The 15,214-nt window shown below is 49.8% G+C and carries 7 protein-coding genes and 1 tRNA gene; 5 read left to right on the top strand and 3 right to left on the bottom strand.

The window, feature by feature from the left end:
* Positions 1-49: 49 nt before the first annotated feature.
* A complete protein-coding gene (locus CCUR_RS06710) occupies positions 50-1,033 on the bottom strand; it encodes a glycoside hydrolase family 25 protein (RefSeq protein WP_015778888.1) in 984 nt (327 codons plus the stop codon).
* Positions 1,034-1,403: 370 nt separating this feature from the next.
* Here CCUR_RS06710 and htpG point away from each other — a divergent pair, with 370 nt between their 5' ends.
* From htpG to CCUR_RS06695, 3 genes are all read left to right on the top strand, one after another.
* Positions 1,404-3,302, top strand: a complete 1,899-nt coding sequence (htpG, locus tag CCUR_RS06705) for a molecular chaperone HtpG (protein ID WP_015778887.1) — start codon at positions 1,404-1,406, stop codon at positions 3,300-3,302.
* Positions 3,303-3,429: 127 nt separating this feature from the next.
* A tRNA-Thr gene (locus CCUR_RS06700) sits at positions 3,430-3,505 on the top strand.
* Positions 3,506-3,848: 343 nt separating this feature from the next.
* The gene (locus tag CCUR_RS06695; protein ID WP_015778886.1) at positions 3,849-7,157 is read left to right on the top strand and encodes a DEAD/DEAH box helicase; all 3,309 of its coding nucleotides are present in this window, start codon (positions 3,849-3,851) and stop codon (positions 7,155-7,157) included.
* Between the two features lie 85 nt (positions 7,158-7,242).
* Here the strand turns inward: CCUR_RS06695 and CCUR_RS06690 are convergent, their stop codons facing one another.
* Complete coding sequence (locus CCUR_RS06690; protein ID WP_083771594.1) at positions 7,243-8,781, bottom strand: response regulator transcription factor; 1,539 nt, start codon at positions 8,779-8,781, stop codon at positions 7,243-7,245.
* Positions 8,782-9,248: 467 nt separating this feature from the next.
* On the opposite strand from CCUR_RS06690, the gene CCUR_RS06685 reads away from it, so the two are divergent.
* Together CCUR_RS06685 and CCUR_RS06680 are read left to right on the top strand one after the other, a co-directional pair.
* Positions 9,249-11,051, top strand: a complete 1,803-nt coding sequence (locus CCUR_RS06685) for an FAD-binding protein (protein WP_015778884.1) — start codon at positions 9,249-9,251, stop codon at positions 11,049-11,051.
* Positions 11,052-11,326: 275 nt separating this feature from the next.
* Positions 11,327-12,856: a helix-turn-helix transcriptional regulator gene (locus CCUR_RS06680; RefSeq protein WP_015778883.1), complete on the top strand. Its 1,530-nt coding sequence runs from the start codon at positions 11,327-11,329 to the stop codon at positions 12,854-12,856.
* Positions 12,857-12,959: 103 nt separating this feature from the next.
* Here CCUR_RS06680 and CCUR_RS06675 read toward each other — a convergent pair whose 3' ends face one another.
* Positions 12,960-14,810: a flavocytochrome c gene (locus tag CCUR_RS06675; protein WP_015778882.1), complete on the bottom strand. Its 1,851-nt coding sequence runs from the start codon at positions 14,808-14,810 to the stop codon at positions 12,960-12,962.
* Between the last annotated feature and the right edge of the window lie 404 nt (positions 14,811-15,214).

The raw sequence follows: 15,214 nt of genomic DNA, 5'->3' as shown, positions 1-15,214 counted from the left end.
ATTACAGAGCGCTCCCGTAAAGCTTTCATTTCCGCACGTTTCACAACCTTCATTCTGTTGTGATTGGCTGCAAGTTAAGATCAACCGCTCCACTAACGCCGGCGACAGTCCCCTTTTCAGTGTATTGCCAGATCGAAAAGGCTGTCAGGGAATCAGGAACCTGGCCGTATTGGGCAAACCAGATGGGATAGTTGCGCAGGCGATTGAAATCAATACGATCCAAGTCGCTAGTATTCCCATATATCATCATGGGGTAGCCTGCCTCTTCGATAACTTCGCAGAAGGCGGTTACATTGTCCGTAACCTGTTTGCGGCTTAAGGAATCAATACGACTGCCTTTGGTCGAGTCGCTTGGCTCGAGGTCGATAGCGACGGGATATTCCAACTCTTCACCATTGAGGGAATCGAGAACAAAGCGAGCCTCTTCGCGTGCTTCATCTTCATTGACTGCCTGGGAAAAGAAGTAGACGCCGCGATCAATCCCTGCTTCTTTTGCTTCGGCGAGGTTCTCTTGAAAAGTTTCGTCCAATCGGATGTTGCCGGCGCTCGTTCCTCGATAGCCCAAGCGAATAAAAGCAAAGTCGACGCCGTCACTTTTTACCTGCGACCAGTCGATTTGTTCTTGGTGTTCGGAAACATCGATGCCGAGCTTCGAGACAGTTTGACCGTCGATTTCGTAGCGGTAATGTCCAGAAGTATCTTTCGAGAGGTTATTCCAGTCGTATCCGTTCTGGTTGATTAATGTTTCTTTGGCATTGTAGTGAACAGGCTGTTCTTCCTGCTGCGCGGTAGAAGTGGTGCAGGATTGAAGGATGTACGAACAACCAGCGGATATCAGCACAAAAAGTATGACCGCGGCAAAAAAGGTGCGGAAACAACCGGGTGTGCGCCGAGTTATAGAACTGCTAACAGGGCGGATACGATGGCTTTGGTGGATGGGGCTGCGTGACGCACGGTGATGGCGTCGATACTCAGAGCGCATCGTCTTAGGTGTTTTAAGGGGTGTGTCGCCGTGTTCGCGAGATGCTCGCACGTGTTGATTTCCTTCCTGCAGCGCCGTTTATGTAAGACGTGCTGTTTGAGGAACCATTATACGTGCCCTGTGTTTAAGGTGTCTTTACCGGTTGGTTACAGGAGTATGCGAAACTGCAGGAAATCTTGAGAACATAAAGCGGGTGGCTATAATCACTAGTTGGCACTCAAGCTAAAGGATTGCTAAAACGCAATCGAGATTCGGTTTACTGCGACATGGTGCACAGTAAAGTGCGAGATGAAGCGGTTGAATCGCAATCGATGGCTTATAGGATGAACAGGACTGTCACAATAGAGAGAGCCGCTCGGGTGAATACGCTGGTCGGGCGGGCTGGGCGAATGATTTGGGCAGACGAGGAAAGGATACATACATGCGTGTTTTTAAGACAGAAAGCAAAAAGCTCCTGGATTTGATGATTAATTCTATTTATACGAATCGCGAGATATTCCTGCGCGAATTGCTCAGCAATGCGTCTGATGCGCAAGATAAGCTCTACTTCAAAAGCCTGACGGATGATTCCATCCAAATTGGCAAAAGTGATCTAGTTATCAATGTGGCATTCGATAAGGACGCTCGCACGGTAACGGTTACCGATTCTGGCATCGGCATGGATAAAGAAGGCCTTGAAGCGAACCTCGGCACAATTGCTCATTCAGATAGTTTGGAATTTAAGCAGGCGCAGGATACCGCATCAGAAGTGGATATCATTGGTCAGTTTGGCGTGGGGTTCTATTCGTCGTTTATGGTCGCCAAAGAAGTGCGCGTTCTTACCAAGAAATACGGCGACGATCAGGCGTGGGAATGGAAGTCGGATGGAATTGAAGGCTATACGATCAAGCCAGCTGAAAAAGAAACGCATGGCACTCAGGTAATCCTGACGATTAAGGACAACACTGACGAAGAAAACTACGATTCATATTTAACCGAATATGGATTGAAAGATCTTATCCATCGCTATAGCAATTATGTTCGTTACCCCATTCAGATGCTCTGCACGAAGAGCCGTCAGAAGCCTAAGCCTGAGGATGCTAGCGACGACTATCAGCCTGAATGGGAAGAATATACCGAGCTCGAAACGGTTAATTCCATGATTCCCATTTGGAAGCGCTGTAAAAGCGACGTGTCCGATGAAGACTACAACGAGTTCTACAAGAGCCAATTTCATGACTTCACCGATCCACTGCGTACCATTTCGGTGCATGCAGAAGGTGCGCTGAGCTACGATGTCCTGCTGTTTATTCCTGCCCGATCGCCCTTTGACCTGTGGAGCAAGGACTACAAGAAGGGTCTCGAACTGTATAGCAGCAATGTGCTCATCATGGAAAAGTGCGAAGAGCTGCTGCCTGATTACTACAACTTCGTGCGTGGCGTTGTCGACAGCCAGGACCTAACACTGAATATCAGTCGTGAAACTCTGCAGCACAATAGCCAGCTGACAGCCATTGCACGCAAGGTTGAGAAGAAGATCTCAAGCGAGCTAGAAAAGATGCTCAAGGATGCGCGCGAGGACTATGAAAAGTTCTTTGAGCAGTTCGGCCGCAATTTGAAATATGGCATCTACACGAGTTATGGCACAAAGAAAGATGAACTCGGTGGGTTGCTGCTGTTCTATTCAGCCAAGCAGCAGAAGATGGTAACGCTTGATGAGTACATCGAAGCAATGGGTGACGACCAAAAAGCCATCTACTATGCAGCAGGTGAAAGCGTCGATCGTCTGGCTAAGATGCCGATGGTGACCAGCGTGTTGGCACACGGCTACGACGTGCTGCTGTGCACTCAGGATGTTGATGATTTCTGCTTCCAGGCTATGCAGTCTTATGGCGAAAAAGAACTTAAAAATGTGGCTGGCGGCAATCTCGATTTGGAAAGTGAAAGCGATAAAACTGCCGCTGAAGAAGCCACCAAAGAAAACGAGGCGCTTATTTCTGCCATGAAAGAAGCACTTGGCGATAAGGTGGTAAAAGTAGCTGTTTCACCGGTGCTTACTGATGCTCCCTCGGCTTTGAGTTCGGAAGGCCCTATTAGTCTTGAGATGGAAAAGGTTATGGCAGGCATGCCTGATGCTGAAGGCATGAAAAGCCAGCGAGTACTCGAGCTGAATGCAAACCATCCAGTGTTCGATGTGCTGCGCAGCGCGCAGGAAGCAGGGGATACCGAAAAGGTAACAGACTACACGGAGCTTCTTTACAATCAGGCGCTTCTGGTGGAAGGGCTGCCCATTGAAGATCCGGTTTCCTATGCGCAGGCAGTATGTAAGCTGATGAAATAAGACTTCCGGGCCTTTCAGGCACAGCTTTTGAGAATTACCCCGCTGATAAGGTATTTGCACCAGCGGGGTAATTCATCTATACTTCCACTCTGCATTTCGAGGCGCTTTGCGCAGCCGAAATGCCCGCGCCAACGTGGCTCAGCTGGTAGAGCAACGCACTCGTAATGCGTAGGTCAGCGGTTCGAATCCGCTCGTTGGCTCCAGGAAATAAGCAGGTCAGACGGTTACTCTGTCTGGCCTGTTTTTGTTGCTTGGGGGGCGGGCGTGTCACAAAATGTCACAATTCAAGCAGTAGCTCTAAAAACGCGGATCGACGTTAAAGATATAGGTAGAAAAGTGTGTCCAAAGCCTCATATTTCACCAGTTTAGAGCCCTAATCGAAGTAGTCTTCCGCCTGATAAAGCTTTAACACCGCATGGTATTGCTGCAAGATGGAACAATCATTCGTAATTGATCACAACTTTTCTTTCCTGCTCGTTAAGCGGTAAGCTAGAGAATGGATAGGTATTGCGTTGTATTGACGCATTGTGCGATGTGGGAGCCACTATGATCTCAGAAAGAGCTTTGCAGCTTGCCTTTGGCAAAGCGACTGTGGCTAAAGGCGTAGGTCTTGCAAAGTGGGGTTTACGTCTGCATGATCGTACTGTTTCTTACCAGCAGGATCTCACGTACTTGTCGTGCACCTTTTCGCCGGCTACCTCGCATTACAACGAAGACTATGAGACACAAGTTATTCTCGACGAGTCTCAGAATCGCATTATCGATGCTAACTGCACCTGCCCAGCAGCTGATCTATCGAATGCATGCAAGCATATGGCAGCGCTCGTGTACGATTTTGGACTACGCGCTTCCCAATATGAAGGGTATGACTTTGGGCATCACGCCCAAACATCGCCAAGCGTACTTGAAGCGATGCGATTAGCTGGAATACATACCGCTCAAAACGTTCGGCAGCGGGCGGGGCACGCTCAGCAGGAATCCGAGCTTGCTATACAGAAGACCTTCTCGCTTATTCCCGAATTCACCCTCGATTACACCGGGTGGGGTATTCGTTGTAAGGTGAGCGACGGGACAACGGAATACGTTGTTAAGGCGATTGATGCTTTTTTAGCTCGGGTAGAAGCTGAGGATTTCTTTGCGTATGGCAAAAAGCTCGCATTCGTTCATACACGCCAGGCATTTGACGAGCGTAGTCGTGTGCTTATCGACTTTCTTCAACGTGCTTCTCGTATCCGCCGCAGTGCTTTGCAGCAGGGATACCACTTTGCTTCATCATTCAGCTTGGGGCGCGAATTACATCTGGTCGAAGCGGAATTGGCTGACCTGCTTGAACTGTATCTGGGCAATTCGGTGTCGCTTTCTGTAAGCGACTCAAAACGCTCACGGGCACGGCGCGTGCGCGTGATTGATGGCAATCCGCCGTTGGAACTAACACTTGCCCCTTTATCGGGCGGGGGTTGTCGCATTCAATACGATTCGGCGTTCGAAATAATCAAAGGCGATAAAGCGCTCTGGTTGTTTGATGGTCAGACCTTTTACCGCTGCGATGCATCAGTGGCAGATATCGAATGGTTCTTGCGGAGCATCTATAACGAAGATTCAGAACGCATACTGATTTCTGCCGAGGATGTCCCGACTTTTTGTTCGACGGTACTTCCTGCAGTAAAGAGCGTTATCACTATTCAGGCACCAGCAGAGTATGACAAGTACACTCCACAGACGGGTGAGTTGCAATTTTACTTCGATCGTCACGATGGGCTGGTTACCTGTGATGTACAGGCACGCTACGGTGACCGTTCATTTTCGGTGCTCGATCCCATTCAGCCTGAAGGATTCTCTCGAAATACAGCACTTGAACAGGTCGCGCGTGATGTAATCGCCCGCTATCTTGAGGAGGCTCCCTTTGGGTTTGATGATGGTGCCGAAGCCGAAGGTTTTGCAAGCGATGGCTTTGGTGGGGTGTATTTCATTGCGGAAGATGATGACGAACGTCTTGCGTGTTTGCTTTTTGGTGGACTTACCGTGATATCTCAGGTTGGTGAGGTGTTCACGACCGATGCATTCGATCGCTTAACAGCGCCCTCTCGTCCGATGGTAGCAGTGGGGGTGTCAATCCAATCTGATCTGTTAAACCTATCCGTTTCGTCCGATCTTATTCCAGCTAAAGAAATTGCAGCGCTGCTTAGTGCTTATCGGCTTCACAAGCGCTATCACCGCCTGAAGAATGGCATGTTTATTGATCTTTCGCAGGGCGATTTGTCCGAGGCTGCTGCGCTGGCAGAGGAACTGGGGTTGACTGCTCAGCAGTTATCGCGCGGTTCAATTGAGCTTCCTTCTTACCAAGCATTTCTTGTAAATACGCTTGTGAGCGACGATGAAAAGGACGATTCGTTCTCTCAATGGATAGAGCAGTTTAATCCACAACAGGCTGCCTCGCATGCTATTCCCGATAGTTTACGCGGGGTATTGCGTCCCTATCAGGAAGAGGGATTTTGCTGGTTGGCGCATCTCTGTGATGTTGGCATGGGGGGCATTCTTGCTGATGAAATGGGTTTAGGAAAATCAGTTCAACTTATTGCATTGATGGTGAGTCGAAGTCTTTCTCATGCGCACACCAATCGAAGCAATCTAATCGTCTGTCCAGCATCACTGGTATATAACTGGCTTGCTGAATTCGATCGCTTTGCGCCACATCTGCGTGTTGCCGCGTTGGTGGGTACTGCCTCTGAACGTGAGGCTCTGCGCCAGCGTACCGACATTGATGTGTATGTGACTTCGTACGATTTAGCCCGTCGTGATATTGAGCACTTTGCAAACTACCGCTTCGATTGCCTTGCCCTTGACGAGGCACAATACATTAAAAACCATGCAACGCAGGCAGCACGAGCAATGAAAGCCATTCCAGCTGATCATCGCTTTGCCCTGACGGGTACACCTATCGAGAACCGTTTGAGTGAGCTGTGGAGCATCTTCGACTTTCTGATGCCGGGACTGTTAGGCAGCTATCGCCGGTTCCGCGATCGGTATGACAAGCCTATTGTGGAGGGAAACACGAAGATAGCCGAGCGACTTCGGCAGGCAACTGCGCCATTTATCTTACGGCGGCGCAAGGCGGAGGTACTAACCGATTTGCCTGACAAACTTGAGTCGATTATTTCTGTTCGGTTAGAAGGAAAGCAGCGCGATTTGTATCAAGCCCATGAAGCGCGCTTGCGCCAGTCGATTAAAAGCACTGATGATGCCCGTTTTTCAACAGGCAAACTCGAAGTACTTGCAGAAATCACCCGCCTGCGTCAGCTCTGCTGCGATCCAGCTTTGGTATACGACGACTATCGTGGCCCTGCATCGAAGCTCGATGCCATTGCCGACATCGTGGAAGGAAGTCGTGATGCAGGAGAGAAAACACTCGTGTTTTCTCAATTCACAAGCTTTCTTTCACGTATTGCACAGCGGCTTGATGAAATGGACATTGCATATCACACCATTACAGGAGCTACTCCTAAACAAACACGTGTGCAGTTAGTTAATGCTTTCAATAGCGATGAAGTGCCGGTATTTCTTATATCGCTCAAGGCCGGTGGCACAGGGTTGAACCTTACAGGGGCGTCGGTGGTCGTGCATGCCGACCCCTGGTGGAATGCGGCGGCAGAAGATCAAGCGACTGACCGAGCACATCGTATCGGCCAAAAGCGCGATGTAACGGTGTATAAGCTGATTGAGCACGACACCATCGAAGAGCGCATTGTCAAGCTGCAAGAGACCAAACATACCTTTGTTGATCAGATAATAGGCGCCGGGGCAACGCCGTCGCTTGCTTCCTTAACGAAGGACGACTTACTTGCGCTGCTTTCTTAAAATGCTTGCTCGGACAAGTGATGACGGTATTGCTGGGGTTGCTTTGCTCGCGGCCTTGGACGGTGTTGGCGTAGCTTTATTGTTTTTAGATAGTTTCTACCTCTGCGCTCTGGTCGATAAGCGCGAATAGATCTTCTCGCGAGTGTATACCCAGTTTGGCGTAGATATGTTTGACGTGAGTGCGCACCGTACTTTCGCTAATGAAAAGCTTTTCGGCGATATAGGAAATGGAATAACCGCGTCCCAAAAAGACAAGAATTTCGTTTTCACGATTGGTAAGTTTATCTGAAAGGCTCTTCGGAATACGGGGAAGCCCCCGACTGAATGACGCGGACGACGCCTGGTTGTTGTCCGCGTCGTTGGGACGCGCTTCTTGCGTAATGCGTTGCCAACTTTCCCATCCAAATGAAATAAGCATGAGCGCGCAGTAAAGCGAGATAAGCACAAAAACAATTGGCTGATAGTCCGATAATCCGCCAAATAATTTTGTCCAAATAAGGCCGATAAGCGACACAACGCTGCCTGATGCGAGGGCAGCGCAGGTGACAAATGCGGCAGGAAATTCGCCGGCATTCATAATGGCGATAATCTGAGCCAGTGCCAGAATAGCCAGGGCTGAAAGAAACACATACACACCTACGAGCGCAATACTATGGACAACGGAGGAAGGTGGAAGGCTTACCAGCACGATAACAATGCCGCCAATAATCGGGGCAATTACGCGGTATAACAGTGACGAAAGCGGCTTATCTCCCTTAATAAAGAGCAGCGGAATAATACAGAGCGCCGCAAGTGCCCCGCCAATATATTCGCCATCAACCAGGCCTAACGGTTGGTATTTCATAACGCTCATCATAAAGGCATAGATAATAAGTGCAATTGCGGGTAACTTCATCGTGGCGATAAGGTCGCTCGTTTTAAAGTTGCCCTCTTCCTCTGACTTGTCCGCTTGAGTGCGGTATGATTCGTTGTCTGCTTGCTGTGCAGTCGTGCGAGTTCGATCTTTAGAATTATGCGGGTCATGCGAGCTGGTTAAATATTGAGATACTGTACCGCCTGCCTGTTGTGCAGTCATATGCGAAAGAAAAAACGGAGCGAAGCCACTCACTAAAACACCGATGCAGAAGAGGACAACACGTAAAGCCAAAGGCAGAAGAGAAAAACCCATGCCAATAAGGGATGACCCAATACAAGCACAAGCGCTAAACGCGATGGCTTCCCGAAAGTTCAGTGCAGAAAGAATCTCGGCCCACTTTGAACAGATTAATACGAGCGCACAGCCACTGGCAAAGCCTGCTATGGCAGGAATAATTGGTGGAGTGGCTATCGATAACGCCGGGATAATAAAGCAGCACGTTGAAATGGCATAGACCGACGCCACAGCAAAAGAAAAAGCTGTGTTGGAAGATTCCAGAGGAGTATGGATGTGTGTTCGTTGAGCGGTGCCCCATATCAACGACGTGGCAAGTGCGCCAAGGAACAGCGGGAAAATAAACCAAGCCATAAATGCGGGCTCTCCGGATCCTCGGAAGATCGACGCGTTGGGGCTGAATATCACGGTCGTCGAGGCAAAGCACAAAAAGGCACTCAAAACGGCAGGATTGAAGGCGCGAATTCGATTCATAAGAGCTCTCTTAAAGCATGTGTTGATGTGTAGGAACAAATTGTATCAATGGTGCATTTATTGCGCGATGAAAAAGATGATTACTGCGCAATGCCGTAATCACACACTAAAGGGTTGATGTGTCGTTTTAATTGATGGCGTTATTGCTCTTAAACAGGCAGTATGTAAGAAATACCTCAAAAACGCGACCATCTTGACGTTTGCTGCTAACAGAGGCAGGAAAAGAATACCGTTCTTCCGCGATGTAAGAGATGCCCTGTAGTCGATATGATGCCCCCATCTGAAGCGCGTCGTGATACTTGAGTATATGCGCAAGAGGGTAGTGCAGCAGCAGATAGTGCAGCCGAAAACTACTGCGGCACAATGTGGCAGCAAAGCGATTGGTAAAACGTTCCTATTTCCCGCACAACCCCGCATGCGATTCGAAAGAAGTCAGATCGACGCCAATACAAAGGGGGGCATACCTGATGAGCAAGCAAGAACACTCAATCGGACAGGAACACACCAGCAACCAACGGCATTCATCTGGACAAGGGCATGCATTTTCGCGTAGAAACTTTATAAAGGGCGGGGCACTCAGTGCCATGGGTGTCGCAGCAGCGGGCGCCTTGGCTGCGTGTGCACAGCCGAAGGCGAAAAGTGAAAGCAGTGCAACCTCATCGAACAAATCTGATGCTTCAACGTGGAAGACAGCTCCGTCAGAGGTTTCTTCTTCAGATATCGTGCGTACCGTTCAGTGCGATGCTGTTGTGGTGGGCTGTGGGTTTGCGGGCGTAACAGCATTTCGCGAGCTTTGCGAAGAAGGGTACAAGACCGTTCTTATCGAAAAGCAAGCAGAGGGTTCGTTTGCGGCGGTTGGCAACGAGTTTGCATCGCTTAATGCAGACATCTTGCAGCAACGTGGTGTGCCGCACATCGATCCGGTCGAGTTTTTCCAGAACTGGATGAAGATTACAGGCAATTCTGCCAACCAAGATCTGGTTATGAAGTTCGCGCAGAACTCAGAGGCGAATTCAAACTGGTATCTTGATCGCTGCACAGCGGAAGACTTTGCTACGATGACCACGGCATTCTTCCCACAGACCGAAAATCAGATGGACGAATTGTCGGGTATTAAATTCTGGCCGAGCGTTTGCAGTTTCTACGGCGATTGCAATCAGACGAAGCTCATCGGCTACAACCGTCAAGCTGGTGTTGATGCTGGTGGCGAAGTTAAATGGCAAGAAGAAGGCTTCTATGTTGTTATGGATAATGGCACGGTAAAGGGGTTGGTTACTAAGGCGCAAGACGGGTATGTGAAGTACGAAGCGCGCGCGGTGGTGCTTGCAACAGGCGGTTTCGGTGGCAATCCTGACATGCTGAAGGATTTAATATTCGATATGGAAGGCATGCTGGTGGGAGATGAACAGCTGAGCAGCATGTCAACCAACGACGGCGCAGGTGTGCGTATGGCCTATTGGGCAGGCGCTCATTTGGAAACCACGCCGATCGCTGGTATGAATTTTCGCGGGCTGTCGGTGCCGGGCAAAATGAACTGCCTGCCGCAGGCGGTCTGGGTTGACGAAAATGGTAAGCGTTTCTGTAACGAGTACTATCCCACGAGTGAGCAGCGCGGCCTTACCACCGTGTTCCATTCCCGCAAAGCGAAGTATGCCGTTCTCGATTCAAACTTTCCCACGTATCGCGGATACACCTTGCCGCAACATGCTGGATTTACGGCAAACGAGGCAAACATCAAGGAATTGCAGGATAGCCTGGATAAGGCATACGCCAAGTTCAAGGGCACATATACGGAAAGCGCCGACGATAAGAAAGAAGCGGGTCACGGTCCGGTTACAACTATCGATTACATTGCCGATGACACACTAGAGGGCCTGGCCAGTCAGATGGGCTTTACGGGTTCGGCTGTCACTGATTTTGTCGAGCAGATTAATCATTACAACGAATGCTGTGCTGTCGGGGCAGATGATCAATATGGCCGCGATGCGAAAGTATTGTTCCCGGTTAATACGCCGCCGTACTATGCGTGCAGTTATGAGCCCAAATTTGGCGAGACCATGGTTACCTGTGGTGGCATCCTTACCGATGGCGATCAGAACGCGCTTGATAAGAACCTCGAGCCCATTCCCGGTCTGTATGTGTCGGGCAACGACTGCGGCCGTCGTTTTGGTTATGAGTACATTACGCCTATTCCTGGCTGCAGCTTAGGAATGGCCATTACGCTCGGTCGGGAATGCGGTCGTTCGGTTGGCGGTTATCTGAAGAAATAACTTCTCCTATCCGTCCTTGTTGTCAGGCCTTTTGCGAGTAGCAGAGGGCCTGATTTTTTAAGGTAGGTAAATAAAGTAATAAGTCAATGGATAAAAGGCGAGGTAAAGAACAAAGGTGTGTTCGATAACGAGTGCTGGTTTGTTATGTCAGTTTGTCGCATGTTCAAAGGCACTCATCAAGAAGGATCAGGCAGACCACTCGTGCGCGTTTTGCTAGAATGCCTTGCATGGGAAGGGAGCTTCAAAGTAACGACCACGGTTCGAACGATTCGAGCATGCGTATTGATCGGTATTTACATACTGGCTCTTTACCTGCATTTAAAGCAGCGTTTCTTTCATATTTCGCTCTCGCCTTTTTCGGTATCGGACTGTATCGCCTGTGGTATCAGTTCAACTTCTACAATCTCCACTTTTCTGCTGACGTTGGCCTGGTAACAGTCGGGGCCAATATCGTCAGGGTTGCCGTTATTGCGATCTTGGTATTTCTCATGGCACGAACGCGGTTTCGGCATATATCGCGCAGCGTATTTGTGTGGTCGGGCTTTGTCCTGATGAGTGCGTCGAGTGTGCTCTATTTGCTCGAGATATTTTTTGGCGGTATTCAATTTGAGATGCTGCGCATTATCATCGGCGGTGTGGGGCTTGTCGGCGGCGAAATTATCTGGATATTTTTCCTTGAACGTTTGCGACCAGGTGAAGTGTTCTTCTGTTTGGCAGGCGGCTTGGCGTTGTCGTGCGCTCTTTCACTGGTGATGGGGTATCTCGATGATGTGGTAGCAGGCATGGTCAACCTGTTTATTCCTGCCTTGTCGGTATTTGCCTACTGGCAGTCCATGGAAGAAATCGACCGTCGCCAATCTCCATCTTTCTTAAAGAGCGGCAGCGGGTTGTTGTTTGGTGCTGGCGTAAACGAGACGCCCGACAGCTTGTATGAGCGAAAGCCCCTTCGCACGGGAATGATTCAGGCTGTAGTGGCCTTCTTTCTGTATGCGTTCTTGCTGGGCATGGGGCTTGGCTATCCGGACGGAAGTCTCCGTGAGTTATCCCAGATGATGCGCTCGATTCATCAGGTGCTCGTTATTGGTTTGATAGCCGTTGTGGTTGGCTTTGTGCTCGTACGTGGCCGTGCGTTTGACTTTCAGCGATACTGGCTGTTTCAGAACGTGTTTATGATGGCGAGTATCTGCCTGTTAATGAGCCATCTCGCAGGGGCGGAAGAGCTGAGTACGTTTCTTTTGACGACCGCTGTCACGTGCTTTTATTTCCCTATGATTTTCTTTATTTGTATGATCGCGCGGCATACACGACTGACGGCAGCAGGGGTGTATGCAGTGGTGTATGGCGGTTCACTTCTTTGTATGTCAGCAGGACGGTTGATTGTTCATGCGGTGGGGCCGTTTGTGGGCGAGAACCTGTGGCTTTTGATAGCGATGGCACTGATTTTGGTTGTTGAATCAACGTTGGTGTTGCGCGCCTATTTTATGGATGGTCATCCACTTGGTTTTGAGCTGGCGCGATTAGCGATAAGCACGCCATTGACACAGCAAGTACAGCAAGCCGATCAGCAAAAACAGCACGTATCACAACCCGAAACCCGGATGACAGATCGGTTAACCGTGTTTTCCGAGCGGTATGGTTTAACCGAAGTGGAGCAGGCTATCGTGTCGTTGATTGCTCAAGGCAGGAGCCGTCGAGTTATTGCTGATGAGTTGAAGTACTCGCCAAATACAATTCGGAATTACACGCGTATCGTGTATCGAAAGGTTGGCGTGCATACCAAGCAGGAACTGCTCGATCGATTATAGTCTGAGCTTTGTCCTTTAAACTTCGAAAACCGCGCGCCCAGTGAATTGATGGGTGCGCGGTTTTGATTCGTCTGAGGTTTTTGGCTACTTCTGTAAACCTTATTTACGCCTGGGATTCGGCAGCAGCGTGGGTGCCAGCACTGCGCCCAAAGGTAACGCAGTCTGCAATCGCATTTCCGCCAAGACGGTTACTTCCATGAATGCCTCCTGTGCATTCACCACAAGCGTAGAGCCCTTTGACGGGCAATCCGTATTCATCGAGCGCGTGAGCGTCGGTATCAATGCGGATGCCGCCCATGGTGTGATGCACGGTGGGTACCTTACGGCAGGCGTACCAAGGGCCTTCAGTCAGCTGCTGATCAGCCGTATTGTTCGCTTTAAACCCAAATTCGTCTTCCGTCTGCCCAGCAACTACGGCGTTGTAGCCGTCAATTGAAGCCTGCAGTGTTGCAGCGTCCATTTTGGTCTGACTTGCCAAGTCCTCTACCGTTTCGCCTTTTACGATATGCCCCAGAGCCAACATATTCTCAATCGTCGCACCGTTTGCATCGGGCTCAGTTTCAGAGGGGTACCGAACCTTATTTACAACAATCCAATACGTTGAATCGGGCTGAGCAAAAATAGCTTTGCAAAGAGTGTCGCGTTCGGCCCCTTCGTTGACAAAACGTGCTCCGCTGGTGTTAACAAAAATGCGGTTACGGCCTGAAGTGCGAATATCTTGCATAAGGCCTGTCCCTGGCGTGCCGCAGGGGTGCAGCTGAATATCAGGGAGCCCCACAAGCTGAGCGCCAGCATCTTCTGCCAGTTTGAGTCCTTCGCCCTGGGCGCAGGGTTTGATGTTGGTGCATCCGATAGTGCTGTCGAGCACCACATCGGACCAGACGCCAGTGTTTACCTGTTGGCGATATTCGACATTAGCGCCAAAGCCGCCGGTTGCAACAATAACCGTCCGTGCATTCACCGTGATGCTTTTCTGGCCGCGATGGAGTGCTGTCACACCAATAACCGCGCCATCCTCCATCAAAATCTGCTTTGCCTGCATTTCGTGCAGGAGCGTGATCTGGTCAGGATGATCGGCCAAGTATTTCTGGAATGAGCGAATATAGGTGTTGCCCGAAGGTGTTGCTGGGTAATGGCTGCGTTCGCCGAGCGACCCGGTGGCGGAGCCTACCTTCTCCTTGAATTCAACCCCCAGTGATTCAAGCCAATGCACCGAATCGAGCGCATTTTCCGTGAGGTAAGCAATAAGCTCGGGCGTTCCCTGCTCGTGACCACCTTCATAAGTTGTGTCGTAGAATTTTTGAATAGAGTCTTCAATGCCCTGCTTTTCTTGACGCTCGGGGTCAACGGCATTGAGCGCGCCTTCCGATACGTTGGTTGATCCGCCGGTAATGCCGCATTTTTCCAAAACGACAACGGTTGCCCCTGCCTGGGCTGCTGATATCGCTGCTGTTAAACCAGCGCCACCACCACCGATTACGCAGACATCTGCCGCATAGGTGTCGTCAACCTTTTCTTCAGGCCGTTCTGCGCGGGCAAGATCAGAAGCGGCACCTGCTTGTTTTGCGCAGTCCTCAACACCCTGCTGGAAGCTCATACTTGATAAGGTTGCACCCGTAACCGCATCGACATTCGTTGTCTGATATTCCATCATCTGTCCGGTTAGTTCGTCAATTGCTGAAGCTCCCACGCCAAGCGATTCCTGATTGCCTGCGGTATCGATAGCTGTAATGGCGTTATCAGAGAACGTTACATTAACGGTGAATGGGGCATTATGCCCGGTCACATTGGCACTGTAGTTGCCGGCTTTCCAAGCGCCGCCCGCTTTGTTAGATGATGGCGAAGCACAAGCAGTAAGCCCCATGCCAGCGAGGCCACTTAAGGCTCCTAAGCTAACAGCTCCTTTGACGAAGGTTCTTCGACTCAGATGTCGCTGTACTTCATCATGTTCCATGATTCCCTCCTATAGTCGCTTTGCCCGCGTGTGACGGGCGATCGATTTTTCCGGATGGCATTGAGCTCAAAACGAAGACGCTCTCCCCAGCGCCTACCGTCTTCCGGTTTGCTTTTACTGTATGCAATACCTGTTCAAGAGGCGAGCATGAAAGTGTACTGAGTGCTGACCAAAAGGTACTTTTCTTCTTCATTCCTTTGTTTTGCTGCGTAAAGATACGTCAGTGCTGGGTGATAGACATCAAAAGATAGAGAGATCTAAGGGAAGGGATGAAAGTGTAAATAGGAGAGTAAAGATTCAAGAGCAAAGAGATATATCTGCAATAAGCAGGTTATACTGCTGTGAACGGTCAGTTTTTACCCGTGAACGGTTATATCTATTTGCTACATCAAGCGATGTAGCAA

Source organism: Cryptobacterium curtum DSM 15641, from assembly GCF_000023845.1.
In the GTDB taxonomy this organism is placed as follows: domain Bacteria; phylum Actinomycetota; class Coriobacteriia; order Coriobacteriales; family Eggerthellaceae; genus Cryptobacterium; species Cryptobacterium curtum.
The sequence above is the reverse complement of the archived record's forward strand: the minus strand, read 5'-3'. Positions and strand labels throughout refer to the sequence as shown.